The sequence below is a fragment of the Ruegeria sp. HKCCE3926 genome (assembly GCF_017872515.1).
Taxonomy (GTDB): Bacteria; Pseudomonadota; Alphaproteobacteria; order Rhodobacterales; family Rhodobacteraceae; genus Ruegeria.
On sequence record NZ_JAEDOU010000001.1, the window covers coordinates 872,604 to 898,763 of the forward strand.

22 protein-coding genes and 1 tRNA gene are annotated in these 26,160 nt (G+C 58.6%); 9 read left to right on the forward strand and 14 right to left on the reverse strand.

All coding sequences use genetic code 11. The features are described 5' to 3' along the window. Positions 1-141: 141 nt before the first annotated feature. Entirely contained in the window at positions 142-1,209 is a 1,068-nt protein-coding gene (locus tag I9184_RS04450; RefSeq protein WP_209832998.1) for a PA0069 family radical SAM protein, read from the forward strand. Positions 1,210-1,345: 136 nt separating this feature from the next. Here the strand turns inward: I9184_RS04450 and gltA are convergent, their stop codons facing one another. Next, positions 1,346-2,641: a citrate synthase gene (gene gltA, locus I9184_RS04455; RefSeq protein WP_171632203.1), complete on the reverse strand. Its 1,296-nt coding sequence runs from the start codon at positions 2,639-2,641 to the stop codon at positions 1,346-1,348. A gap of 121 nt (positions 2,642-2,762) precedes the next feature. Next, on the reverse strand, positions 2,763-4,163 hold the full coding sequence (gltX, locus tag I9184_RS04460) for a glutamate--tRNA ligase (RefSeq protein WP_209833000.1): 1,401 nt from the start codon (positions 4,161-4,163) through the stop codon (positions 2,763-2,765). Positions 4,164-4,241: 78 nt separating this feature from the next. Between gltX and I9184_RS04465 the strand changes: the two genes are divergently transcribed. After that, a complete protein-coding gene (locus I9184_RS04465; RefSeq protein ID WP_209833002.1) occupies positions 4,242-6,290 on the forward strand; it encodes a ComEC/Rec2 family competence protein in 2,049 nt (682 codons plus the stop codon). Here I9184_RS04465 and lexA read toward each other — a convergent pair. The 6 genes from lexA to I9184_RS04495 all read right to left on the reverse strand — a co-directional run bounded on the left by lexA (position 6,284) and on the right by I9184_RS04495 (position 11,109). Then, positions 6,284-6,982 (reverse strand): transcriptional repressor LexA, encoded by a 699-nt coding sequence (lexA, locus tag I9184_RS04470; protein WP_152458099.1) that lies wholly within the window; start codon positions 6,980-6,982, stop codon positions 6,284-6,286. The two genes, I9184_RS04465 and lexA, sit on opposite strands and share 7 nt — an antisense overlap. A gap of 78 nt (positions 6,983-7,060) precedes the next feature. After that, a complete protein-coding gene (gene glp, locus I9184_RS04475) occupies positions 7,061-8,233 on the reverse strand; it encodes a gephyrin-like molybdotransferase Glp (protein WP_209833004.1) in 1,173 nt (390 codons plus the stop codon). Then, positions 8,230-8,703: a cyclic pyranopterin monophosphate synthase MoaC gene (gene moaC / locus I9184_RS04480; RefSeq protein ID WP_171328258.1), complete on the reverse strand. Its 474-nt coding sequence runs from the start codon at positions 8,701-8,703 to the stop codon at positions 8,230-8,232. Before moaC ends, glp begins: the two co-directional genes overlap by 4 nt. Further along, the gene (gene trpC, locus I9184_RS04485) at positions 8,703-9,515 is read right to left on the reverse strand and encodes an indole-3-glycerol phosphate synthase TrpC (protein ID WP_209833006.1); all 813 of its coding nucleotides are present in this window, start codon (positions 9,513-9,515) and stop codon (positions 8,703-8,705) included. Before trpC ends, moaC begins: the two co-directional genes overlap by 1 nt. Next, entirely contained in the window at positions 9,512-10,531 is a 1,020-nt protein-coding gene (trpD, locus tag I9184_RS04490; RefSeq protein WP_209833008.1) for an anthranilate phosphoribosyltransferase, read from the reverse strand. The genes trpC and trpD overlap by 4 nt, the downstream gene beginning before the upstream one ends. Continuing rightward, positions 10,528-11,109, reverse strand: a complete 582-nt coding sequence (locus tag I9184_RS04495; RefSeq protein ID WP_209833011.1) for an aminodeoxychorismate/anthranilate synthase component II — start codon at positions 11,107-11,109, stop codon at positions 10,528-10,530. The genes trpD and I9184_RS04495 overlap by 4 nt, the downstream gene beginning before the upstream one ends. A 198-nt stretch (positions 11,110-11,307) precedes the next feature. Between I9184_RS04495 and I9184_RS04500 the strand changes: the two genes are divergently transcribed. Further along, positions 11,308-12,741, forward strand: a complete 1,434-nt coding sequence (locus tag I9184_RS04500; protein ID WP_209833013.1) for a polysaccharide deacteylase family 2 protein — start codon at positions 11,308-11,310, stop codon at positions 12,739-12,741. A 55-nt stretch (positions 12,742-12,796) separates the two neighbouring features. Here the strand turns inward: I9184_RS04500 and trpE are convergent, their stop codons facing one another. The 5 genes from trpE to fabI all read right to left on the reverse strand — a co-directional run bounded on the left by trpE (position 12,797) and on the right by fabI (position 18,759). Next, positions 12,797-14,308, reverse strand: coding sequence for an anthranilate synthase component I (gene trpE / locus I9184_RS04505; protein ID WP_209833014.1), 1,512 nt, complete (start codon positions 14,306-14,308; stop codon positions 12,797-12,799). Positions 14,309-14,319: 11 nt separating this feature from the next. Beyond that, positions 14,320-16,161: a peptidylprolyl isomerase gene (locus I9184_RS04510; RefSeq protein WP_171723206.1), complete on the reverse strand. Its 1,842-nt coding sequence runs from the start codon at positions 16,159-16,161 to the stop codon at positions 14,320-14,322. An 80-nt stretch (positions 16,162-16,241) separates the two neighbouring features. Next, positions 16,242-17,417 (reverse strand): aminotransferase, encoded by a 1,176-nt coding sequence (locus tag I9184_RS04515; RefSeq protein WP_209833016.1) that lies wholly within the window; start codon positions 17,415-17,417, stop codon positions 16,242-16,244. A gap of 21 nt (positions 17,418-17,438) precedes the next feature. Beyond that, positions 17,439-17,948, reverse strand: a complete 510-nt coding sequence (gene gpt, locus I9184_RS04520; protein ID WP_152458089.1) for a xanthine phosphoribosyltransferase — start codon at positions 17,946-17,948, stop codon at positions 17,439-17,441. Positions 17,949-17,952: 4 nt separating this feature from the next. Beyond that, positions 17,953-18,759 (reverse strand): enoyl-ACP reductase FabI, encoded by an 807-nt coding sequence (fabI, locus tag I9184_RS04525; protein ID WP_171228263.1) that lies wholly within the window; start codon positions 18,757-18,759, stop codon positions 17,953-17,955. 135 nt (positions 18,760-18,894) lie between these two features. Between fabI and pdxH the strand changes: the two genes are divergently transcribed. The 4 genes from pdxH (at position 18,895) to I9184_RS04545 (ending at position 20,742) form a co-directional block, all read left to right on the forward strand. Beyond that, positions 18,895-19,500 (forward strand): pyridoxamine 5'-phosphate oxidase, encoded by a 606-nt coding sequence (gene pdxH / locus I9184_RS04530; RefSeq protein ID WP_209833018.1) that lies wholly within the window; start codon positions 18,895-18,897, stop codon positions 19,498-19,500. A 121-nt stretch (positions 19,501-19,621) separates the two neighbouring features. Beyond that, entirely contained in the window at positions 19,622-20,149 is a 528-nt protein-coding gene (locus I9184_RS04535) for a cold shock domain-containing protein (protein WP_171632237.1), read from the forward strand. A gap of 5 nt (positions 20,150-20,154) precedes the next feature. Beyond that, complete coding sequence (locus tag I9184_RS04540; RefSeq protein ID WP_209833020.1) at positions 20,155-20,622, forward strand: DUF192 domain-containing protein; 468 nt, start codon at positions 20,155-20,157, stop codon at positions 20,620-20,622. Positions 20,623-20,665: 43 nt separating this feature from the next. Then, positions 20,666-20,742, forward strand: a tRNA-Pro gene (locus I9184_RS04545). 11 nt (positions 20,743-20,753) lie between these two features. On the opposite strand, the gene I9184_RS04550 is transcribed toward I9184_RS04545, so the two are convergent. Beyond that, a complete protein-coding gene (locus tag I9184_RS04550) occupies positions 20,754-21,188 on the reverse strand; it encodes a hypothetical protein (protein ID WP_209833022.1) in 435 nt (144 codons plus the stop codon). 542 nt (positions 21,189-21,730) lie between these two features. On the opposite strand from I9184_RS04550, the gene I9184_RS04555 reads away from it, so the two are divergent. Together I9184_RS04555 and I9184_RS04560 are read left to right on the forward strand one after the other, a co-directional pair. Further along, positions 21,731-25,351 (forward strand): vitamin B12-dependent ribonucleotide reductase, encoded by a 3,621-nt coding sequence (locus tag I9184_RS04555; RefSeq protein ID WP_209833024.1) that lies wholly within the window; start codon positions 21,731-21,733, stop codon positions 25,349-25,351. A 542-nt stretch (positions 25,352-25,893) separates the two neighbouring features. Next, a complete protein-coding gene (locus tag I9184_RS04560; RefSeq protein ID WP_117868858.1) occupies positions 25,894-26,139 on the forward strand; it encodes a hypothetical protein in 246 nt (81 codons plus the stop codon). Positions 26,140-26,160 lie beyond the last annotated feature (21 nt).

Sequence of the window (26,160 nt, forward strand, 5' to 3'; positions counted from 1 at the left end):
TGGGGGGGCTCGATAGAAAAGTCTGCAAGATCATCCTGCGGAGATTTCATCTCGCTTCAATCCATCTGTGATTTGGCGGGGCTTGCGCCAAATTGGCGACAAGCCTATGTTTGCGTTAGAACAAAAAGAGAACAAAATGACATGAGTATCGCGCGGACGATCAAGGCAAGAGGAACAACGACGAACGAAGCTGGTCGGTTTGAATGCTTTGCCACCACGGCCACCGAAGACGGGTGGGACATTGAGGAAGAATTGCCGCCGCTGCGAACCGAGACACGTGAAGAGGTTGCGCGCAGCGCTATTACTTACAACCGATCCCCCGACTTGCCCTTCGATCGGTCGATCAACCCGTTCCGGGGATGTGAACATGGTTGCGTTTACTGTTTTGCGCGGCCCAGCCACGCGTATCTTGGGCTATCGGCAGGATTGGATTTCGAAACCCGCCTGATCGCTCGACCCAACATGGGGCGTGTTCTGCGCAAGGAATTGTCCGCCAGATCCTACAAAGTCGCGCCGATTGCAATTGGTACGAATACGGACCCGTATCAGCCGATTGAGAAAAAGCACATGATTACAAGGTCATGCCTTGAGGTTTTGAGTGAGTTCAACCACCCGGTCGCGATCGTCACCAAGGGTACCCTGATAGAGCGGGATCTGGAGTTGCTTGCCGACATGGCAGGCCGGGGACTTGTGCGGGTTGGTATTTCGCTGACCACGTTGGATGCGGAATTGTCCCGCCGAATGGAACCACGGGCGCCGTCGCCCCTTCGGCGGTTGCGCGTGATCCGAACGCTGACGGAAGCGGGCGTTCCGGTGCGTGTCATGACGTCACCCATCGTGCCGGGGCTGACGGATCATGAACTGGAAAGCCTTCTGGAGGCCGGGAAAGAGGCTGGAGCGGATGCCGCAAGCTGGATCATGTTGCGCCTGCCGCGCGAAGTATCGCAGCTTTGGCAGGGCTGGCTAGCCGATCATGAGCCATCGCGGTCGGAAAAGGTCATGTCCAAACTGCGGGAAATGCATGGGGGTCGGGACTACGATCCGCGTTGGGGACACAGAATGCGGGGCGAGGGTGAGTATGCCGGGATTATCGCTCAAAGGTTCTTGAAGACCTGCAAACGTCTGGGGCTGTCCATAAAAACGGCCCCGTTGCGTTGCGATTTGTTTGCGGTGCCGCCGCAGCCCGGCGATCAGCTGAGCCTGTTCTGAGGTCATGCGCCCCGGCTTGTTCGGTGCTGTCTTGTGCTGGAAAACACCGGGTCTTCGCGCTCTCATTGCTTCAGCCCAAACAAAAAAGACCCCGGCAGTGCCGGGGCCTTCGAAACAGATTGCCGTCAGGCGCGTATCAGCGATTTTCGATATCCACGTAATCGCGCAGCGTTTCGCCCAGGTACAGTTGACGCGGGCGGCCGATCTTGTTTTGCGGATCGGCGATCATCTCTTTCCACTGGCTTACCCAACCAACAGTGCGTGACAGGGCGAAGATCGGCGTGAACATCGAGGTCGGGAAACCCATCGCTTCGAGGATGATGCCCGAATAGAAGTCGACATTCGGGAACAGCTTCTTTTCGGCGAAATACGGGTCTTCCAGCGCTTCGCGTTCCAGTTCCTTGGCGACCTGCAGTTTTGGGTTGTTTTCAATGCCCAGCAGATCCAGAACCTCGTCTGCCGATTGCTTCATCACTTTGGCGCGCGGGTCGAAGTTCTTGTAGACGCGGTGGCCAAAGCCCATCAGGCGGAACGGATCGTCTTTGTCCTTGGCCCGGGCGATGTATTCGGGAATGCGATCGACAGTGCCGATCTCTTCCAGCATTTCCAGGCAGGCTTGGTTTGCGCCACCGTGGGCAGGGCCCCAGAGGCAAGCAACACCGGCTGCGATACAGGCAAACGGGTTCGCACCTGAAGATGAGGCCAGACGCACGGTAGATGTCGAGGCGTTTTGCTCATGATCCGCGTGCAGGGTCAAAATCCGGTCCATCGCTCGGCTAAGGATCGGGTTGACCTCATATTCCTCGGCAGGAACGCTGAAACACATGCGCAGGAAGTTCGACGCATAGTCCAGATCGTTGCGCGGATACACGAAAGGCTGACCGGTGTGGTACTTATAGGCCCATGCAGCAATAGTCGGCATCTTGGCGATCAGACGATGCGATGCGATTTCACGCTGCTGCGGGTCCGAGATATCCGTTGAATCGTGATAGAAGGCCGACATCGCGCCGACAACGCCGACCATAATAGCCATTGGGTGCGCGTCGCGGCGGAAACCGCGATAGAAATACTGCATCTGCTCGTGCAGCATGGTGTGGCGTGTGATCGTGGTCTCGAATTTCTCAAGATCCTTTGCCGCCGGCAGTTCTCCGTACAGCAGAAGATAGCAGACTTCGAGGAAATGCGATTTCTCGGCCAGTTGGTCGATCGGATAGCCGCGGTGCAGCAGTTCGCCTTTTTCGCCGTCGATATAGGTGATGGTGCTGTCGCAGCTTGCGGTCGAAGTGAACCCAGGATCGTAGGTGAAGACGCCGGCCTGACCATAAAGCTTGCGGATATCAATGACATCCGGACCAGCAGTCGGAGAATGAACAGGCAACTCATACTCTTTGCCGTGAACGGTCAGAGTGGCTGTTTTGTTGCTATCAGTCATGGTTGTCCCTTCTTCATTCATGCGCACGCCAGAGATACCTCCGGTGATACGGGCAATGACTGCGCGTGGACGCGCAGTCCGGGTGTTAGCGGAGCAGCGTTACCCGTTTATGAAGCTTGGGTTATTTCGCTGCTTCAGAAAGCCGCGCCAGGGTTTCTTCCCGTCCCAGCACAAGCATCATGTCAAAAACCGAAGGCGTAACGGCCCGACCCGCCAGGGCGGCCCTCAGCGGACCGGCCAGCTTGCCGAACTTGAGCTCCTTTGACTCGGCAAAGGAATTCAGTGCCTCCTCCAGTTCGTTCCGCGACCAGCTAGCATTTTGCAGATGCGGCGTCAATTCCGTCAGTATACCATCGGATACAGTTGCCAATGCCTTTGCTGCCTTTTCATCCGGAACGATAGGGCGGCTTGTCAATGCAAAATGAGCCTTTTCAAGCAGTTCCGGGAAGGTGCGCGCCCGGTCCTTGAGGCAATACATCGCACGTTCCAGATCACTGGATTGTGTTTCAGTAAGGGGCGTAAGGTCTGCTGCGGCCAGATACGCTTCGATCTCTTGCCGCAGCGCAGCATCGTCCGAGATTGCGACATGCTGTCCACACAGGTTTTCAAGCTTCTTCAGATCAAACCGCGCAGGGCTTTTGCCGATCCCGTCCAGATCGAACCATTCCTTTGCCTGCGCGTCCGTGAAAAACTCATCGTCGCCATGACTCCAGCCTAGCCGGGCCAGGTAATTGCGCATCCCGGCTGCGGGATAGCCCATGGCCTGATATTCCTGCGCTCCAAGAGCACCATGGCGCTTGGACAGCTTCTTGCCGTCCGGCCCGTGAATCAGCGGGATATGCGCCCAGACCGGAACGTCCCAGCCCATGGCTTCGTAGATCATCATTTGCCGCGCGGCGTTGTTGAGGTGATCGTCGCCGCGGATGACATGGGTGACACCCATGTCGTGATCGTCGACAACGACTGCCAGCATGTAGACGGGTGTTCCGTCCGAGCGCAGAAGAATCATGTCGTCCAACTGGTCATTGCGGATGCTCACATCGCCCTGAACCTGATCGTGGATCACGGTCACCCCGTCCTGAGGCGCCTTGATGCGTATGGCAAAAGGTGCATCCGGATGCGTCGCAGGATCGGCGTCACGCCATGGGCTGCGGAACAGAGTTGATTTCCCTTCGCTGCGCGCCTGGTCCCGGAAAGCCGCGATTTCTTCCTGGGTCGAGAAACACTTGTAGGCTTTGCCCTCGGCCAGCAACTGATGCGCGACCTCGGCGTGACGAGCGGCCCCTTCGAACTGGCTGATCACATCGCCGTCGTGATCAAGGCCAAGCCAGGCCATGCCCTGAAGGATCGCGGCGGTCGCCTCGGGTGTCGAACGTTCGCGATCGGTGTCTTCGATCCGCAGCAGGAATTTGCCGCCCCGACCACGCGCATACAGCCAATTGAACAATGCAGTGCGCGCGCCGCCTATATGCAGGAAACCGGTGGGCGAGGGGGCAAAACGAGTGACGACCTGTTCAGTCATGGTGAGGATTAACCTTTTGGTAACCGTATCTGGCATAGTTTGAAGCCTGTCTAACGAGCCCGAAGGACGGGGGCAACCATGCGTGTTCTTGCACGGGTCGAGGCCGCGCTGCTGCACCAGACAGGCTACCTTTTCCCTTGGACGCCGGTTTTGCTGGCGACGGGGATTGGTCTTTATTTCGGCGTCCGCGTCGAGCCGGATTGGTCAGTTTATGCCGGTCTTGTCTGTCTTGGAATCGCTCTTGTCGCCTTGCGCCGCCGGCTGCCACCGGGGGTGGGAACGTTGGCAATCGGGGGGGCGCTGATCGCTGCCGGTTTCATTCTGGCAGGCGTTCGCGCCCATATGGTGGCAGAACCGGTACTGTCGTGGCGATATTATGGCCCTGTCGAGGGGAGGGTCGTCGCCATGGATCGGTCTGCCTCGGATGCGTTGCGGTTGACGCTTGATCAGGTACGCATAGGGGATGTACCTCAGGAGCGCAGACCGCAGCGCATCCGTCTTTCCGTTCATGTTCCAACGGGCGCAATCGCACCGGGGCAGCGTATTATGACCACAGGTCATCTTTCGCCGCCGCAGGGCCCGGTCGAGCCCGGAGGTTTCGACTTTCGCCGTCATGCCTGGTTTCAACGATTGGGCGCGGTCGGGTATACCCGCGTCCCGATCATGACCATCGCACCAGCGACCGAAGGGATCGACGGCATTCGGATCACTGCGATCCGCATGGCCATTTCGCAGCGGGTCAGGCAGATCCTGCCCGGTGAAATCGGTGGATTTGCCGCCGCCGTCACCACCGGAGATCGCAGCGGGATGGGGCAGGAGACGCTATCATCCTTGCGGGCGTCCAATCTGGCGCACCTGCTGGCCATTTCCGGGCTTCATATGGGGCTTCTGACAGGCTTCGTATTCGTGGCGTGTCGGTTGGGGCTGTCGTTGTGCCCCCCCGTGGCGTTGCGACTTCCGGTTCGGAAGGTGGCTGCTGTTCTCGCGCTTTGTGCCGCAACCCTTTATCTGTTGTTGTCCGGCGGCAACGTAGCAACCGAACGGGCCTTTGTCATGGTCAGCGTCATGCTGGGGGCCGTGTTGATCGACCGACGCGCGATTTCGCTGCGTGCGGTTGCTGTTGCCGCCGTCATCGTGCTGGTTCTTCGGCCCGAGTCGCTGCTGAGCCCCGGATTTCAAATGTCTTTCGCCGCAACCACAGCGTTGGTCGCCGTCTTCGGAGCGTTGCGAGAGATGCGCCCGATGCCCGGCCCAAACTGGTTGAAGCCCGTCGTCGGCGTGGTGATGTCATCGGCAATTGCAGGCCTTGCAACAGCCCCCATAGGTGCCGCGCATTTCAATACGATGTCCCATTACGGTCTGCTTGCCAACCTGCTTTCCGTTCCTGTCATGGGTCTTTCTGTCGTGCCCTCCGCCGTCGTTGCGGCGCTTCTGGCCCCATTTGGACTGGAGGCAATTGCCCTGACCGTCATGGGGTGGGCGTTGCATTGGATCCTTACGGTTTCGGACTGGGTGTCGCACCTTGATGGCGCGCAGGGTTTTGTGGTCAGCCCGCCTTGGTACATCCTGCCCCTGGTCGCACTCGGCGCCTTGTGGATGGCCTTGTGGCAGGGACAAGCACGGTGGGCCGGAGCAGTGCCTGTTGTCCTGGCATTTCTGCTTTGGAACTCGGGGCACAGACCGGATGTCCTGATCGCTGAAAACGGCGGATTGGTGGGGGTCATGACCGACAAGGGGCGGGCCCTCAGCAAAAGCAAAGGCAGCGGGTTTGTCGCCGGTGTTTGGCTTGAAAATGACGGAGACGGCGTTGATCAGATCGAGGCGGCGCTCAGATGGCCGGACAGCGACATCGTGCAACGATACCCGCTGAAGAATTTTGAGATCATCCATATCACCGGAAAACGGGCGGCGCGGGTGTTTGATGAATGTCAAGAAAACCAGATCATCATCTCGGCCGTTGCGCTTGCCCTGCAAGGTTCGTGCGGGGTGTTCGATCCGGAACGGTTGTACGAAACCGGCAGCCTGTCGGTTTCGAACGGAAAGTTGACCTCGAGCGCGGACATGACAGGTCATCGGCTTTGGTCCCCGAAACCTGCCGGGGACCGTCATTCCAATCAGGCTCAATAGGTGCGGATCAGTCCGACCAACCGGCCCTGAACCTTGACCTTTTCTTCGGGCAGGACGCGCGTTTCATAAGCCGGGTTTGCAGCCTCAAGCGCGATTGCGTTGCCGCGGCGGAAGTACCGCTTGAGGGTCGCTTCCTGATCCTCGACCAAGGCAACCACGATGTCGCCGTTATCCGCGGTCGAGGTTTCCCGGATGACGACCACATCACCGTCATTGATGCCAGCGTCGATCATCGAGTCGCCGCGAACTTCCAATGCATAGTGCTGACCCTGTCCCGAAACCATGGGGCCGGGGACGGCCACGTGATGCGATACATGGCTGATTGCTTCGATGGGAACACCGGCTGCGATCCGGCCCATGACCGGCAGTTCGAGCGCGTCCACCGATACAGGCTCCACATTCGCAGGGCGGGGGCCCTTGGGCCGGTCGCCTTCGATCACACGTGGCGTAAAGCCAGCCGTCGGTTCGCCGCCAAGGCTTTCGGGCAATTTCACGATCTCAATGGCCCGAGCGCGATGGGCAAGGCGGCGGATAAACCCGCGTTCCTCCAGTGCGGTGATCAACCGGTGAATGCCGGATTTCGACCGCAGGTCGAGAGCAGCCTTCATTTCATCAAAACTGGGCGGAACACCGTCCGCCTGCACGCGTTTGTGGATGAATTCCAGCAAATCCAATTGCTTCTTGGTCAGCATCGCTCACACCTCGTCGCTCATGCGTTTTCTTTTGTTCTACGCATGTTCACGTTTTGTGTCAACGAATTTGAGGTTACATCAGATTGGCAGATATTCGACCATTTCCCCGATGTCGCGCGCCGGATCGTGTGGGGCGCGGACCAAAAGCGCGTTGGACTGAGCCAATACGCTGAGAAGGGAACTGTCCTGATCTGCGCAAGCTTCGATACCGGCATCCGTCACCACGGCGCGCATATAATGCTCGCGCGGGCCATTCTCGGGCAAAGGACCACTCAGCCGGGCCGTGCGGAAGGGCGGCAGCACCTGTTCAAGCCCCAGCATCCGGCGCACCATCGGGGCCAGAAACAGATAGCCGCAGACCATGGCACTGACCGGATTGCCCGGCAACCCGACCATCGCCGCGTTGCCGATACGACCGGCCATCAGAGGTTTTCCGGGGCGCATTCGGATCTTGTAGAAGGATTGCTTCATCCCCAACCCCTGCGAGACGTCCGACACGAGGTCATAATCGCCAACCGACGCTCCACCGATCGTCACGACCAGATCCGCCCCCTGCGCAAGGCCAAAGGCCGTTTCAAGCGACGAAACAGTATCCCGCGCGATCGGAAGCACGCGCACCACAGCCCCCAATCCTTCGAGCATTGCCTTCAGGCCAAATGTGTTCGATGCAATGATCTGATCCGGGCCGGGTTCTTCCCCGGGCATGACCAACTCATCACCAGTCGAGATGAGGGCGATCACGGGTCTGCGCGAAACCGGAACGCGAGGGATGTTCATCGCGGCCATCAAGGCCACATCTTCAGCGCGGATCAAACGCGGGGCCGATATGGACGTGCCGGCCTTGAAATCCACGCCAGCGGGTCGGATGTTCGTTTTGGCGCCGGGTGTGTCTGTGATCGTCAGAAGATCACCGCGGCGGTCCGTATCCTCTTGAATCACAACGAAATCCGCGCCCTCGGGCACAGGGGCGCCGGTATAGATGCGAACGGCCTGTCCGGGGCCTACAGCGCCCTCAAAACGACGCCCGGCCGCTGACTCGCCCACAACTTTGAACATGGCGTGCAGTTCGACCTCGTCAGATTTGACTGCAAAGCCATCCATGGAAGAGGCGGCAAAAGGCGGCTGATCCCGCGTGGCCGTGACATCCCGCGACAGAACGCGCCCTGCGGACTGGGCCAGTGGTACCTCTTCGGCCGGCAAAGACCCCACGAGATCGAACAACAGGGCGCGCGCCTCTTCGACAGTAATCATTTCGCCTCGTAACGCCCTGATTTACCGCCATCTTTAAGCAGAACGCGAATGCCGCCTATCTCCATCGCCTTATCGACGGCCTTGGTCATGTCGTATACGGTCAAGGCGGCTGTCGATACGGCGGTCAGCGCTTCCATCTCTACCCCGGTCTGGCCCGAGGTCTTGACGGTGGCCTGGATCCGAACACCCGGCAGGTCCGGGTCAAGAGTCAGCTCGACGGCCACTTTGGTCACCGGCAAAGGATGACATAGCGGAATAAGGTCCGGCGTTTTCTTTGCGCCCATGATGCCAGCCAAGCGGGCAATGCCCAGAACATCGCCTTTCTTGGCGCGACCTTCGGAAATGATTTCAAAAGTTTCCGGCGCCATCCTGATGTGACCTTCGGCAATGGCGACGCGATCTGTCACCTCCTTGTCCGAGACATCGACCATATGTGCCTGACCTTGGGCATCGAAATGGGTCAGTGGCATCACATCACTCCGGGGATCAGCGGGTTTGACAGGATATGGCGCGTTGCCGCTTCCACATCGTCCTGGCGCATCAGGCTTTCTCCGATCAAGAAGCAGCGGGCCCCATAGCGTGCAATGTCCTTCAGATCGTCTGGTGTACCCAAACCGCTTTCGCACACGATGGTGCGATCGGCGGGCACCAGCTTGGACAGGCGGCGCGTCGTGTCGAGCGTTGTCTCGAAGGTCTTCAGATTGCGGTTGTTGATACCGATCAGCGGACTTTTCAGCTGTGCCGCGCGTTCAAGCTCTGCCTCGTCGTGTACTTCGATCAGAACATCCATATCCCAATCGAATGCAGTGTCTTCCAGTTCAGCCGCCTGATCATCGCTGACCGAGGCCATGATGATCAGAATGCAATCCGCCCCTAGGGCGCGTGCCTCGACCACCTGATACGGGTCGTACATGAAATCCTTGCGCAAGGCGGGCAGGGATGTCGCCTCGCGCGCCTGCGTCAGATACTCTTTTTGACCCTGAAAACTGGGGGTGTCGGTCAGGACGGACAAACATGTCGCGCCACCATCTTCATAAGCCTTTGCAAGAACCGGCGGGTCGAAATCCGGCCGGATCAGTCCTTTGGACGGGCTGGCTTTCTTGACCTCTGCGATCAGGCCATAGCCTTGCCGCGAGGCGTGTTGCAGCGCATTGGCAAAGCCACGAGGTTCCGAGGCGGACCGGGCTTCACTTTCCAGTGTTTCCAGGGATTTATGCGCTTTGTCCGCCGCGACTTCTTCCAGTTTGTAGGCTTTGATTCTATCCAGAACGGTGTCGGTCATGCGGCTTCCTGTGTCTTGGCGGCCAAGGCCGTAATTTTAATTTTGGCATTGCCACTGTCAATGCTTTCAGCAGCCATGGCCACGCCTTCGCGCAGATCTATTGCCGCTTCGGCGACGACCAGAGCGGCGGCCGAATTCAGCAGCACCGCGTCACGATACGCAGACGGGGCACCTTCCAGCAAAGCCCGGAACGCAACGGCGTTTTCCTCGGGCGAGCCACCGATGATGTCCTCGAACGGATGCACCGGAAGACCTGCGTCTTCGGGGTGCAGTTCGACCTCTTTCACAATCCCGTCTTCCAGAGCGGCGACCCAGCTGATGCCGGTGATCGTAAGCTCGTCGGTCCCGTCCGAACCATGCACCAGCCAGGCCCGGTCCGAGCCCAGCAGGCCAAGCGTTTCGGCCATCGGGTGGATCAGGTCGCGGCTGAAGGCGCCGGTCAATTGCCGTTTGACGCCAGCAGGGTTGGTCAGGGGGCCAAGAATATTGAAGATCGTGCGCGTTCCCAATTCTTGCCGGGACGGCATCACATGGGCGATGGCAGGGTGGTGCATTGGCGCCATCATGAAGCCGATTCCAACGTCTTTCAGCGCATTTTCAACAACTTGCGGGCCGACCATTACGTTGATACCCATCTGGCCCAATGCGTCCGCCGCGCCGGATTTGGAGCTTAGGTTGCGATTGCCGTGTTTCGCGACCGTGACTCCGGCACCGGCCACGACAAAAGCGGTCGCGGTCGAGATGTTCAGGGTGCCTTTGCCGTCGCCGCCGGTGCCAACGATATCCATCGCCCCCTCGGGTGCGTTCACGGCATTGCATTTCGAACGCATCACGGCGGCTGCCGCGGCGTATTCATCGACCGTCTCACCGCGTGTCCGCATGGCCATCAGCAATCCGCCGATCTGGCTGGGCGTGGCTTCGCCATCGAACAGTATGGCAAAGGCTTTTTCAGCCTCGGCACGTGTCAAAGGACGATCGGCAGCGGCTCCGATCAGCGGTTTCAGCGCGTCGCTCATGCCGGGACTTTCAGTTCTTGCAGGAAGTTTTTGAGAAGGGCGTGACCGTGCTCGGATGCGATGGATTCCGGGTGGAACTGCACACCGTGGATCGGCAATTCCTTGTGCTGCAATCCCATGATCGTGCCGTCGTCCAGCTCGGCCGTGATCTCCAGGCAATCGGGCAGAGTCTCGCGCTCGACCACCAGCGAATGGTAGCGCGTTGCCTCAAAGGGTGAGGGCAGACCGGCAAACAACCCCTTGCCGGTGTGCTTCACCGTGCCCATCTTGCCATGAACGATCTCGTGGCACCGAACCACCTTGCCGCCAAACACCTGGCCTATGGTCTGATGGCCCAGGCAAACCCCCATTAGCGGCGTTTTGGTTTCTGCGGCGGCTTCCGTCAGTGCCAGGCAAATCCCCGCCTGATCCGGGTCGCAGGGGCCGGGGCTCAGCAGTATGCCGGCGGGGTTCATGGCCATCGCTTCCTGCACGTCCAGCGCATCATTTCGGCGAATGACCATTTCGGCACCAAGTTCGCCTAAATAATGTACCAAATTGTAGGTAAACGAGTCGTAGTTGTCGATCAGCAGCAGCATTTGGGCACTTATCTTAGCTTGGGCATTTCGGGCTGGCGATGCAGCCCCGGGCCACGGTATAATGTCCGCACATACATGCTCAGGCTTGAGCGGCAGCGTCAAGAGGACATCCCGTTTCTGGCGCGTTCAATTGGCCGAGCGCCACACCAGATGGCGCAGAGCTGGACGAGGCAGAGGAAAGAGGCGAAAGGCAGGAAAATGGGCGGATTTTTCGGAGGAATGGTCGCGGGCGCGATCGTTGTTTTGATCTTGGGTGCGGTTGTGTCACTCAAGACGCCGATGGTGAATACCCCGGTTGTTGCAACCGAAGCACCGGCGCCGACGATTTCTGAGACTCCCGAGGCTCCGGCTGAAGTGGCAGACGCCGGTTCTGACGCCGATCTGGTGGAACTTGCCCCGCGTGCGCCAGAAGCCGCCGATGACGCCGGCGGGGATCTGGCCGATCTCTCGGGGCTGGAAACGTCAATCGATTCCCAGCCGGTTGTCGGCGCGGCAACGGGCGCGCTGAACCAACCGGAAGCGGCAGGTGCAAATGAAGTGTCATTCGTGATCGAAGCGCCCGCTGCCCTGCCAGAGCCAAGTCAGGTTCCCGCAATTCAGCCAGACGATGCGCTGCCTGCCGTCATTGATGAAACACCGGCCCCGCCAACAGAGCCCGAGAACACCGAGGTGGCCGCGCTTGCGCCCGAGCCAGACCCTCTGCCACGGGCGGTGCCAGAACCGGAGCCAGAGTCGACAGAAGCCGAAGAACAGAACCCCTTTGAAAACAGCCCGATTGCCGTGGAGGGGGATGAAGACACCATGCCTCGGGAACTGCCGCGCATCGCTGCGCTGCCCCAGATCGGGGGTGAGCTGAAAGCAAGTGCCAGCTCGATCATCGGAAAACGCGTCGTTCCGCTGACAGAACGGGATGATGAGCCCGTCGTGGAACAGGCCTCGGCTGAACCGGCGAAATCGGCCAAGCCGATCGAGCGTTTTGCGGCAAAGTTCGAAAACCCCGAATCCAAGCCGCTGATGTCCATCATTCTGATCGATGACGAGGGTGCATTCGGGTCCGAGGCTTTGCAGGACTTTCCCTATCCGATCAGCTTTGCCGTGAACCCATCGGATCCTGACGCGGCAGAAAAGATGGCCCGTCACCGCAACGCCGGGTTCGAGGTGCTGGCCCTGGCGGATCTGCCCGAGGCGGCAAGCGCGCAGGACGCCGAGGTGTCGCTGTCGGTGTGGCTGGATACCCTGCCGGAAACGGTTGGTATTCTGGAAGGCGTGAACAGCGGGATTCAGGGCAATCGCAAACTGGCTGATCAGGTCGCCGCGATTGCTGCGGGAACCGGCCGGGGGCTGATTACGCAGGACAATGGGCTCAACACCGTGCAGAAACTGGCGGCGCGAAACGGAATTCCGTCCAGTGTCGTTTTCCGCGATATCGACGGCGCACGGCAGGATCCCAAAATCATGCGCAGATTCCTGGATCAGGCCGCGTTCCGTGCGGGGCAGGAAGGGACAGTGGTCATGCTGGGGCGCGTGCGTCCCGAGACGATTTCAGCCCTGTTGCTGTGGGGGCTGGAAGATCGGGGCAACCGCGTGGCAATGGCTCCGATCTCGGCTGTCATGATGAAACAGGTGCAGTGACCCGCACAGACAGCAACGAAAAGAGGCGGTGATCATCTGATCGGCCGCCCCTTTTTTAGCCGTTTCCGTTGCCGGTGAACCGGGCGGCGTCAGCTGCCGCGCGCCGTATGGCGTTGGATTTATGAACAGTTTCCATGAACTCGGCTTCGGGGTCGCTGTCGTAAACAACACCACCCCCAGCTTGGATATAGAGTTTCTGATCTTTCACGATGGCGGTGCGCAGGGCAATACACATGTCCATGTCTCCGCCCGCGCTGAAATAGCCGACGCCGCCGCCGTAAACGCCGCGTTTTTCAGGCTCCAGCTCGTCGATGATCTCCATCGCGCGCACTTTGGGCGCGCCCGAAACCGTACCTGCCGGCATACCGGCAAAGAAGGCGTCTAACGCGTCTTTGTCTTCGGCCAATTCGCCTACAACGTTTGATACGATGTGCATCACGTGGCTGTAGCGTTCGATGATGAACTCTTCTGTCGGACGCACGGTTCCGATCTTTGACACACGACCGGTATCGTTGCGACCCAGATCCAGCAGCATCAGATGCTCGGCCAGTTCTTTCTTGTCGGCCAGCAGATCCAGCTCGTTCGCCTTGTCTTCTTCAGGCGTCGCGCCACGTGGGCGCGTGCCTGCGATGGGGCGAATGGTGACTTCATTGCCAAACACACGCACCAGGATTTCGGGGCTTGCGCCCACCACCTGAAAACCGCCGAAGTTGAAGTAGAACATGAAGGGTGACGGATTGGTGCGCCGCAAGGATCGGTAGAGAGCAAAAGGCGGCAGCGGAAAATCCTGCGTCCAGCGCTGTGCCGGGACAACCTGAAAGATGTCACCCGCGCGGATGTATTCCTTGGCCTTTTCGACCGCGTCCATATAGCCGGACTTGGTGAAGTTCGACACCGGCGGGGCGACCTCGCGCGCGTCGCCCAGATCGCGGGTTTCCGCGGGCATGGCACGTTCCAGGTCGCGGACCGCATCCATCACACGCTCAGCCGCCTGGGCATAGGCCGCCTTGGCCGATTGACCGTCGATGGCCCAGACAGGTGACACCACCGTCACTTCACCCTTGACCCCATCCAGCACCGCAATGACAGACGGGCGCAGCATGATCGCATCGGGCAGACCCAGTGGATCAGGGTTCACATCCGGAAGGTGTTCCACCAGCCGAACCATGTCATAACCCAGATACCCGAACAGCCCGGCCGCGGCCTGTGGCAGGTCATCGGGCAATTCCATGCGGCTTTCGGCAAGAAGCGCCCGCAGGTTGTCCATCGGGTTGCCATCTTGGGGCAAGAACGCCTCGGCATCGAAACGGGCCGAACGGTTCAGTTCCGAGGTTTCCCCGTGACAGCGCCAGACCAGATCAGGCTTCATGCCGATGATCGAATAGCGGCCACGAACCTCACCGCCTGTCACCGATTCCAGCATGAACGCATCTTTCTGCGCGCCCGTCAGCTTGAGCATCAGTGAAACAGGTGTGTCCAGATCGGCAGCCAGACGCGTATATACAACCTGGTTTTCGCCCGCCTCATAGGCGCGCGCGAAGGTTTCGAAATCGGGTGTCAGGGCCATATCGGTCTCGTTTAAAAGCTCGCCTGCACGGCGTTCAGCGCCTGTTGATCCACCACGGGGCGCGCCCGGGTCTGGGCGTCACGTACGTAGGCGTTAAAGATATTCTGTGCCAAAGCCTGATCCATCTGCGAGCTCAGGGCATCACGCAACTGACGCAGTTCATCCGTATCCGCCGGCGGCAGTGTTTCATCCAGACGCACTATCCAAGCCGCACCATTGCCCTCAACAACGCGCATCTCGCCCGGTTCCATCGCGAAAACTTCGTTCATGAAACTGGCCGGAACATCATCCAGAAACGCTGTGCGGGTCAGGGCGTTTTCGACGCGGAAAGGCAGGCCGGTCGCTGCGAAATCACCGTCAGGTGTCAGTTGGTTCAGAATGGCATCCGCCTTTTCGCGCAGGGCTTTGTTGATCTCGGCCTGTTGCCAGGCCTCGGCGACACGGTCGCGCGCGCTCTCCAGCGGTTCCGGGCGACGCGGCAGAACCTCGTCCAGGCGCAGGGCAAAAATTGACCCATCTTCCAGGAATGCGATTTCAGGGAAATCTCCTTCCTGCACGGCTTCTGCGGCCGCTCGGAACCCGTCATAGGCCGCAACGCCTTCGTCGCTGTCACGAGTCCAGTCGATCTGACCCAGTTCCATTTCGGTTTCTTCCGCCAGTTCTTCCAGCGTGGCACCGCCTGCCAGCATGTCGTTGATATCTTCGGATTGCGCTTCGATCAGACGGCGGGCGCGTTCAGTCGCCAACTCTTCGCGAAGTGCCGGCTCGGCCTCTTCAAATGGAACAGTGTTCGCAGCCAGTGATCCGTTGACGCGGAACAGGGCCGGACCAAACACCGAAGGCAACGGGCCCACGACAGTGTCAAGCTCGGCCGCAAAAACGGCGTCCGCAGCTTCGCCCAGATCCTCACGCGTCACGTCGCCCAGATCGATGTCATTCAGTTCCAGATCGCGATCCCGAACCAACTGTTCGAACGTTGTGCCGCCAACCTCAAGCTGCGCCAAAGCGTCCTTGGCGGCCTGTTCGCTTGGGAAGTTCAGACGTTCGACCAAACGGCGTTCAGGCTGGTTGTATTCGTCGGATCGTTCTTCATAGAGTTTGCGCAGCGCGTCTTCGTCGATTTCGACCGTGTCCACCAACATTGCTGGCGACAGAATCGCGTAAGTCAGCTGCTTGGTGCGGGGCAACATGAACTGGTCCCCATTGTCATCATAGAATGCCTGGATCTGTGCGTCCGTTGGATCGGCCACAGGTGTATCCAGCGCTTCCGTTCCAACAGTTGCAACAGCAAAGCTGCGCCGCGCGCCGATATAATCGATCATCGTGTCCGTCAGCGTTGCCGGCATTTTCACGCCGCCCATGATTGCGCCCTGTACGATGGTTCGGGCGGATTCCTTGCGCAGATCGGATTCGAATTCGGAATCGGTCATGCCGACCTGTTCAAGCTGAAAGCGATAGGATTCACGGTCAAAAGTTCCGTTGACACCCTGAAATGCCGGGATCGAGATGATCTCTTGCTGAAGGTTCTCATCGCCGATGGAAATTCCAAGCTGACCGACCTCGTTGTCCAGCGCCGCCAAAGCGGTCAAGCGGGCAAGGGCGTTTCGGTCCAGACCCAGATCGCGGGCTTGCGACATCTGCAAAGGTTGCCCGGATTGTGCCTCCACCGCTCGAATCTCGCGCTGCAATTCGCGCACGTAGTCATCGACCGAGATGCTTTCGTCGCCGACTGTCGCAACTGTGCGGATCGTCCCGCTGAGGTTGACCGCGCCAAATCCTGCAAGGCCCAGCATCAGCAGGCCCATCAGAATCCAGACAAAGGTTTTCGAAAGACTTTTAGCGCCTGCGGCCATGATGCCCTCTTGTTTTTTCGGCAGAGTTCTGCCCTGTCGGTTGCGGCCCTGAATACGACGCACACCGCCGAGGGGCAAGCTTAGAAGGACAGAGCCTGCAACCGGTCGAACAATTGGCCCAGCCCGGCCCGATCCAGATTGGCAAAAGCAATGCGCACCTGCCGTTTTCCAGCCGGGTCATGATCCGGCATGAACATGGTTCCGGGCAACAGCAGCACGCCAGCTTCGCTGACCAGACGGCGCGCAAGCTCGTTTGACGGCATATCAAACGGATGTTCGAGATAGGCAAAATAGGCGCCAAGTCCCAAAAGCCGCCACCCCCGTGCTTCAAGCGCTGGCATCCCTTCTGCAATGGCTGCGCGGCGGTCAAGAATTTCGTCACGCTCGCCAGCCAGCCATTGCGACAGGTTTTGCATACCCCACAACGCTGCGAACTGGCCGATCTGGCCCGGGCAAATGGCGACCGTATCCAGAAATTTCTCGACCTCGGCCAACAACGCCGGGTTTGTTGCGATGGCACCCACCCTGTGGCCCGTCAGACGATAAGCCTTGGAGAAAGAGTAAAGGTGGACAAGCGTTTCGTCCCACCCGGGTTGCTGAAACAGATCATGCGGGGGGCCGCTTCGGCTGTCGAAATCGCGATAGGTTTCATCGACGATCAGGCGGATCCCGGTTTTACGGGCCAGGTTGAAAAACGCCCTGACCAGTTCGGCAGGGTATTCGACGCCGCCCGGATTGTTGGGCGTGACCAGCGCAATGGCGCGTGTCTTGTCGGTAATCAATCCGCGCGCACGCTCTGGATCGGGCAAAAGATCCTCCCCGGTCGGCAGGTCCACGGCCTGTACTCCGGCCATGTCCAGCCACATTTTGTGGTTGAAATACCAGGGGGTTGGCAGAATGACCTCATCCGCTTCGCCGGTAATCGCCGATATCACGGCCGAAAACGCCTGATTGCAGCCCGAGGTGATGGCGATCCGAGGTGCGTCTACCTGCGCCGCATAGTGAGAACTGATCTGCGCCGCCAGTTCGGCGCGCAGATCGTCATTGCCCAATACCGGGCCGTAAAGATGTGCGCTGTCTTCGCGAACGGCGAAGTCGGCCATAGCCTGCCGCAAGGCAAGCGGCGGCGGATCGACCGGCGCCGCCTGGCTTACGTTGATCAACGGGCGGTCGGATGGGAAGGCAACACCCTCGACCCATCGGCGCGCCTCCATCACCGGAGGGGCGAATGTTGCTGCGGTGCGGCTGAGCGTCATGTTCGGTCTACTGTTCAGAAATCAATCGGTGCCGCGATACGGCTCGACATATTGAAGGGCCATATCCCATGGGAAGAAGATCCATGTGTCCTGGCTGACCTCGGTGATGAAGGTATCCACCATCGGGCGGCCCTTGGGTTTGGCGTAAACCGTCGCGAAATGCGCATTCGGGTACATGTCCCGAACCAGTTCCAACGTCTTTCCGCTGTCGACCAGGTCGTCGATGATCAGAATACCGGTTCCGTCACCCATCAGGTCGGCGTCCGGAGATTTCAACACCTCTGCTTCACCCTGTTCCTGGTGGTGGTATGAACGCACGCTGATCGTATCGACCGTACGGATGTCTAGTTCTCGGCTGACGATCATCGCAGGCGCCATGCCGCCGCGCGTGATCGCGACAACACCCCGCCAGTTGCCATCATCGGGACCTTGCCCGTCAAGACGCCAGGCCAGGGCACGCGAATCGCGATGAATCTGGTCCCAGCTGATGTGAAAGCCTTTTTCGTGGGGCAGGCGGTCCTTGGCGCTCATGTTCTTAACCTTTTTCAACGTCCGGGGCGTCAACGGCCTTCATGCCGACAATGTGATACCCCGAATCCACATGCAGATTCTCACCGGTTACGCCGCTGGACAAATCCGACAGAAGATACAGCGCCGAGTTTCCGACATCGTCAATGGTCACGTTCCGGCGCAGGGGCGAGTTATATTCGTTCCACTTCATGATATAGCGGAAATCGCCGATGCCGCTAGCGGCCAGCGTCTTGATCGGGCCGGCCGAGATCGAGTTTACGCGGATGCCATCCTTGCCCAGATCCTCGGCCAGGTATTTGACCGACGCCTCCAGCGCGGCCTTGGCAACGCCCATGACGTTATAGTGCGGCATGACCTGCTCGGCGCCGTAATAGGTCAGGGTCACAGCGCTGCCGCCTTCTGACATCATCTTTTCGGCACGCTGCATCACGGCTGTGAAAGAATATACCGAAACATCCATCGTCAGTTTGAAATTTGCGCGGCTGGTGTCGACATAGCGACCGCGCAGCTCGTTCTTGTCGGAAAAGCCGATGGCGTGGACGACGAAGTCCAGCTTGCCCCATTTCTCTTCCAGCGCTGCAAACAGCGCGTCGATGGACGCTTCGTCACTGACGTCGCAGGGCAGAACGATTTCGCTGCCCAATTGCGCCGCCAGCGGGTCGACGCGCTTTTTCAAAGCCTCGCCCTGATAGGAAAAGGCCAGCTCGGCCCCGGCATTCGACAAGGCGCGGGCGATTCCCCATGCGATTGATTTGTCATTGGCCAGTCCCATGATGAGGCCGCGCTTGCCGGCCATCAACTGATTTGACATGTTCGGTTCTCCGCCTGTCTTCGCGTTATGTTGAGTTGGTTTATGCCATTGGTTGCGTTGCATCAAGGCCGTGCGCTCTTGCCCGCAGCGGGTTCTCGCCTTAGGTTCGTCGTTAATACTTTCCAGGGGATGGAAATGACCGAGCGTGATGGCATCTTTGCTGGCTCCGATCCGTTTGAAATAGCGGCCCGGTGGCTTGCCGAGGCTGAAGAAAGCGAATTGAACGACCCGAATGCGATTGCGCTTGCAACCGTTGATCCAGATGGCATGCCAAATGCTCGCATGGTGTTGCTCAAGGAAATCGAAGCGGACTCGTTTGTTTTTTATACGAACTATGAAAGCGCCAAGGCCAAGGAACTGGATACAGCCGGAAAAGCTGCATTTGTGATGCATTGGAAATCTTTGCGGCGTCAGCTTCGTGTTCGTGGTATAATACGTCGTGAAAATGGGCCCCAGGCTGATGAATATTATGCATCAAGGTCATTGAAAAGCCGCCTGGGCGCGTGGGCTTCAAAGCAGTCGCAACCGCTTTCAAGCCGGGCAGCTTTGATGGCAGAGGTCGCGAAAGTGACGGCGAAACTTGGGCCAAATCCACCGCGTCCGCCGTTTTGGGGCGGGTACAGATTGACGCCCACCGAGATTGAGTTCTGGGCCGATGGTGCATTCCGCTTGCATGACCGGTTCAGATGGCAACGAATTGAGCCGGGATCGGCATGGCATGTTGAAAGGTTGAATCCATGACGTTCACGTGTCGTGAAATGCAACAGGCAGAAAACAAACAATCTTTTCAGCTTGAATTTGTCTGCCATTCCCCTAAACAACAAACCCTTAACGAACTGCTGAAATTCGCGATGGGAAAACCGTGCCAGAAGACCTGAACAACATGTACCGCGTCCGTGGACACGTAAAATGGTTCGACCCCGCCAAGGGGTTTGGCTTTGTTGTGTCCGAAGAGGGCGGCCCGGATATTCTGTTGCATGTGAATGTTCTGCGCAACTACGGCCAGAGCTCGGTTGCGGATGGCGCCAGCATTGAAATCATGACTCACCGCACGGACCGAGGGGTTCAGGCGGTCGAGGTCGTTGCGATTGATCCGCCGGCGCGGACCGACTCGATGATGCTAGCCGATTTTGCCGAGTTGGATCCGGAGGTCATCGCAAAAGCGCCGCTGGAAGCCGCGCGGGTGAAATGGTTCGACAAGGGCAAAGGTTTCGGATTCGCCAATGTGTTTGGGCGCAACGAAGACGTATTCCTTCATATCGAGGTGCTGCGCCGCTCGGGGCTTGCCGATCTGCAACCTGGTGAAGCGCTGGCCATGAGGGTGATCGACGGCAAGCGGGGTCGGATGGCCGCGCAGGTTCTGGCCTGGGAAGCGGCTTTGGATAGCTGAACCGAATGAAACGGCTTCGGATACTCTTGACCATATTCGTAACGTTGTGGACAGGAGTTGCCGCTGCCGCATGCAGATCGGACCGTGTCACGCTCAGAAATGACAGTGCGACAGTGCAATTTAACGTGGAAGTCGCCGTTACTCCGCAAGAGCGATCCCGCGGTTTGATGTTTCGCGAATCGTTGCCGGCTCGATCCGGTATGCTGTTCGTCTTTGATCCGCCGCAGCCCGTTGCGTTCTGGATGAAGAACACCCTGATCCCGCTCGATATGGTATTTCTGGATCGCACCGGTTTGGTGACGCGTGTGCATGAAGAGGCGATTCCGGGTGATCTTACGCCGATTGAAGGGGGCGATTCCGTATTTGCGGTGCTGGAAATCAATGCAGGATTGTCCGCGAGCTACTCTATCGGGCCCGGGACACAGATGAAGCACGAAATTTTTTCGCAAGGACCTGCAATTTGGCCCTGTTAGGGCTTTTCAAATCAGATCGGCGTCGTTAGGAAGGCGCACGGTCCGGGGCGTGGCGCAGTCTGGTAGCGCACCTGTTTTGGGTACAGGGGGTCGTAGGTTCGAATCCTGCCGCCCCGACCACTTCCATCAAGCTAATTCGGCGAGCCACCCATTGTCTGGTAGAGCTCGCTGATGGCTTGGTTCAGAACCTTGCTTTCAACCGGAACTTCAACTGCCGCACCGGATTTTTGCGGGACGCGGAAGAAAACACGCGCGTCCACGCGATACCCTGCGTTTGTTTTTGTTGACGTAAGGCGCATGACGCTTTGCGGCAGCTCCTGCGGATGGCCGTCATAGTTCAGAATCAGATAAGCTGTCGCCTTGGGGGGCAGGAACTCGCTGCATTCAAAGATTTGATTCCCGGTTTTCCTGAAAGACTCGCCAGGGCCCGAGCAGCTGGTTTCAAACGTGTCGAACAGTCGTTGAGGGAAGGAGTCGAACTGTGCGCTGCGTGACGGGATGGGCACATCCTGTGGTGCGCAGGCCACGATGCAGGCTGTGGCCGGGATAAAATGAAACAACTTCATTCGCTTGAGCTCCCTCGCTCGTGGGTAGACCGTTCGGCACATGGCGCGGGACAGTCCGCCCGGACAGCATTGATTCCGTTTCAAGGTAACCAGCATGTCGTTAGTTGATCAAATGCAGATAACTATGCTCGTAAAAACGGGAATTCATTTTGAGAGTTCAAAATATCGGCGGAAATACGCCGTGGATGAAGTTGTGGAGGAATCGCGACCTGCACGCAGAAGGCTTCACGCAACCATCAGGTCAACAAAAAAGATTTGGAAAATGACCGAAAAAGGGCGTTGACCTTCTATGGGAACATACGTCAAATTGTATGGGCCAACGAGATTGCCACAATATCTGGTGTATAATCCGGAAAAGGCAGCGGGCGAGGGTCGGAAAAGCACAATCGTTTTACGTGCGGTCGCATTTGCGGCTTTGCGCTGTCTCAGACAGCGAACAGTACCTTTTTGCGCGCGTCTCAGGGCGTTGTGGGCGACACCCTGCAACACAAGATTTGGTGTCGGGAATCGGAAATTGAGCTGTATTAACCAGGGCTGCGGACATGAAGATTGAAAGAAAATTCACCAAACCGGATCAGGACGCCTATGCGGAACTGAATTTTGTGTCTGCAACATCTGAAATCCGAAATCCGGACGGTACAATCGTTTTTCGTCTGGATGACATCGAAGTCCCCTCGAGCTGGTCGCAGGTCGCAAGTGATGTGATTGCGCAGAAATACTTCCGCAAGGCGGGGGTGCCCACCAAGCTCAAGAAAGTGAAAGAAAAAGGCGTTCCTGAATTCCTGTGGCGATCGGTTCCCGCGGACGGCGCAGAGTTCGAAGGAGAAACATCATCCAAGCAAGTGTTCGACCGTCTGGCCGGTGCCTGGGCCTATTGGGGCTGGAAGGGCGGCTATTTCTCGACCGAGGAAGACGCGCGCGCCTATTTCGACGAGATGCGCTATATGCTGGCAACCCAGCGCGCGGCGCCGAATTCGCCGCAGTGGTTCAACACGGGCCTGCACTGGGCGTATGGAATCGATGGCCCGGCGCAGGGGCACCACTATGTCGATTACAAGACCGGCAAGCTGACCAAGTCGAAATCGGCCTATGAGCATCCTCAGCCGCACGCGTGCTTCATCCAGTCAGTCGATGATGATCTGGTGAATGAAGGCGGCATCATGGATCTGTGGGTGCGCGAGGCGCGCCTGTTCAAATACGGGAGCGGAACAGGCACTAACTTCAGCCATCTGCGGGCCGAAGGCGAGGCACTGTCGGGTGGCGGCAAGTCCTCGGGCCTTATGGGCTTTCTCAAGATCGGCGACCGCGCCGCTGGCGCGATCAAATCAGGCGGGACAACCCGTCGGGCAGCAAAGATGGTGATCGTCGATGCAGATCACCCGGACATCGAGCAATTCATCGAATGGAAGGTGATTGAAGAACAGAAGGTGGCCTCGATCGTTGCCGGATCGAAGATGCACGAGAAGATGCTGAACGGCATTTTCGAGGCCATCCGGTCTTGGGATGGATCTGCCGATGACGCCTATGATCCGAACAAGAACGACGCGCTGAAAAAGGCGGTTCGTGAAGCGAAAAAGGTCGCAATCCCGGAAACTTACATCAAGCGTGTCTTGGATTATGCCAAGCAGGGCCACGACAGCATCGAGTTCCCAACCTACGACACAGACTGGGATTCGGAAGCTTACAGCTCGGTTTCGGGTCAGAACTCGAACAACTCCATCCGTGTGACCAACGCGTTCTTGACCGCCGTTGAAAAAGACGCCGATTGGGAGTTGATCAACCGCACCGATGGTAAGGTTGCCCGCACCGTCAAGGCGCGTGATCTTTGGGAAAAGGTCGGCCACGCCGCGTGGGCTTGCGCCGATCCGGGCATCCAGTTCCACGATACCGTCAATGAATGGCACACATGCCCCGAAGATGGTGAGATCCGCGGCTCGAACCCGTGCTCGGAATACATGTTCCTGGATGACACGGCCTGTAACCTGGCCTCGATGAACCTGCTGACCTTCCTGAAGGATGGTGAGTTCCAGGCGGCGGACTACATGCATGCCTCACGCCTGTGGACACTGACGCTGGAAATCTCGGTGACAATGGCGCAGTTCCCGTCGAAGGAAATCGCGCAACTGTCCTATGACTTTCGCACGCTGGGTCTGGGTTATGCCAATATCGGCGGTCTGCTGATGAACATGGGCTATAGCTACGACTCGGACGAAGGCCGGGCGATCTGCGGTGCGCTGACCGCGATCATGACCGGCGTGGCCTATGCGACATCGGCTGAAATTGCCGGAGAGCTTGGCCCGTTCAAAGGCTATGAGCGCAACGCCGAGCATATGCTGCGTGTCATCCGCAACCACCGCCGCGCGGCGCAGGGTGTGACGGAAGGCTACGAGAAACTGGCCGTCAAACCGGTGCCGCTGGATCACGGCAACTGCCCGGACAAGCGCCTGGTCGATCTGGCCATGTCCGCCTGGGACGAGGCGCTGAGCCTTGGTGAGAAGAACGGTTATCGCAACGCGCAAGCCACCGTGATCGCGCCCACCGGCACCATCGGTCTGGTGATGGATTGCGACACCACCGGAATCGAGCCTGACTTTGCGCTGGTGAAGTTCAAGAAGCTGGCCGGTGGCGGGTATTTCAAGATCATCAACCGCTCGGTGCCTTCGGCGCTGGAAAAGCTGGGCTATTCCTCGTCGCAGATCGAAGAGATCGTATCCTACGCAGTTGGTCACGGCACCATCGGCAATGCGCCGGGGATCAACCACACCTCGCTGACCGGTCATGGCTTTGGCCCGAATGAACTGGCCAAGGTGGACGCCGCGCTGGAAAGCGCGTTCGACATCCGGTTTGTCTTCAACCAGTGGACACTGGGCGAGGATTTCTGCACCGGTGTTCTGGGCATCCCGGCGACCAAGCTGAATGATCCGACCTTCGATCTGCTGCGCCATCTGGGCTTTACCAGGGCGGATATCGACGCGGCCAACGACCATGTCTGCGGAACCATGACGCTGGAAGGTGCGCCGCATCTGAAGGAAGAGCATTATTCGATCTTCGACTGCGCCAACCCGTGCGGGAAAAAAGGCAAGCGTTTCCTTGGAGTTGAAAGCCATATCACCATGATGGCGGCGGCACAGAGCTTCATCTCGGGTGCGATCTCGAAGACGATTAACATGCCGAATGACGCGACCATCGAGGATTGCCAGAAAGCCTATGAACTCAGCTGGTCGCTGGGTGTGAAGGCCAACGCGCTCTATCGTGACGGTTCGAAACTGTCTCAACCGCTGGCGGCAGCACTGGTCGAGGATGACGATGAGGCGGCAGAGGTGCTGGAGAGCGGCTCGGCGCAGGAAAAGGCTGTCGTTCTGGCCGAAAAGGTGATCGAGAAGGTTGTGGTCAAAGAGATCATCCGCAGCCATCGTGAGAAACTGCCGCATCGCCGCAAGGGCTATACCCAGAAGGCAATCGTTGGTGGCCACAAGGTCTATCTGCGCACCGGTGAGTTCGAAGACGGCCAGCTGGGCGAGATTTTCATCGACATGCACAAGGAAGGCGCTGGCTTCCGTGCGATGATGAACAACTTTGCCATCGCCGTGTCGGTCGGTCTGCAATACGGCGTGCCGCTGGAAGAATTCGTGGACGCCTTCACCTTCACCAAGTTCGAACCCGCGGGGATGGTGCAGGGCAACGACTCGATCAAGAACGCAACGTCGATCCTGGATTACATCTTCCGCGAACTGGCCGTGTCCTATCTGGACCGCACCGATCTGGCCCACGTGAAACCCGAAGGCGCAACCTTTGACGATTTGGGTCGGGGCGAGGACGAGGGTGTCTCGAATGTATCGGAAATCAGCGATACAGCCGCGTCCAAGTCGTTGGAAGTGCTGAAACAAATCAGCTCCACCGGCTATCTGCGCAAGCGCTTGCCGCAAGATCTGGCTGTGTTCAACGCGGGTCAGGTCGAGGTGAACGGTATGGCTGAACCAGCGGCTTCCTTCGAAGCACCGGCAGCCGAAACGGCGGTGGCCACCGGAATGGACGCCCGCACAAAGGCCAAGATGCAGGGGTACGAGGGCGATCCCTGCGGCGAATGCGGAAACTACACGCTGGTGCGCAACGGCACCTGCATGAAATGCAACACCTGTGGCGCGACAAGCGGGTGTAGCTGAGTTTAGCGCCCCGGCAACCCGGGGTGCAGGGGTCGGATAGCTGCCACAGGTACCGACCCCGACGAATACGGAGCAAGGCACTGAGACTTACCGTTGATGCCTTGGTCCACTCGGCCGACATGCCCGTGTTGGCCGGAAACAGGGTGGGGCGGAATATTTGCTCCCTCCCACTCTTTCACGGAACGGGTGCGCTCGTTCCATGCGACGTCCAGGCCGCAGGCAAAAAAAACACCGGGCGGTCAACGAAATGAGCCTGGATGGCGAAACTGACAGGGGGCTTCGGCCCCCTTTCTTTTTTGCGACTGGTTGCCCGGATAAGCACGGTCCTGCCGGATCGGGCCATGCCTGTCGGGCAAGTTCTGCCGAAACGGGTCTGGCAAGGTTTTGCCCGGCGGTGTGTCGCAACACCGACTCGGGCAAACACGCAAAGATTGGCGCGATTTCCCGGAAATCACGTAAAACGGGTGACGCCTGCGGCTGTTCCGGTGTTTCTGGGGCCTGTCCGGACGAAGACATAATCAACTTATCCAGGAGGCACGAAAATGAAACCGCAGTACTTGATTGGGATTTCCATTGCTGCACTGACCTTGCCGGGAGTGCTCTCGGCGCAGTCCTCAACCGACGCCAATGGCGATGGCGTTCTGACCATCGAAGAAATTCAAGCCGTGTTGCCCGACGTTGACGCCGATACATTTTCGGCGATGGACGCAAATGGCGACGGGGCGCTGGATGCTGATGAAGTGGCCGTTGCACAAGAGGCAGGTTTGCTTCCACCCAGCAACGGGTAGACAAGAAAGGGCGGCCCGACA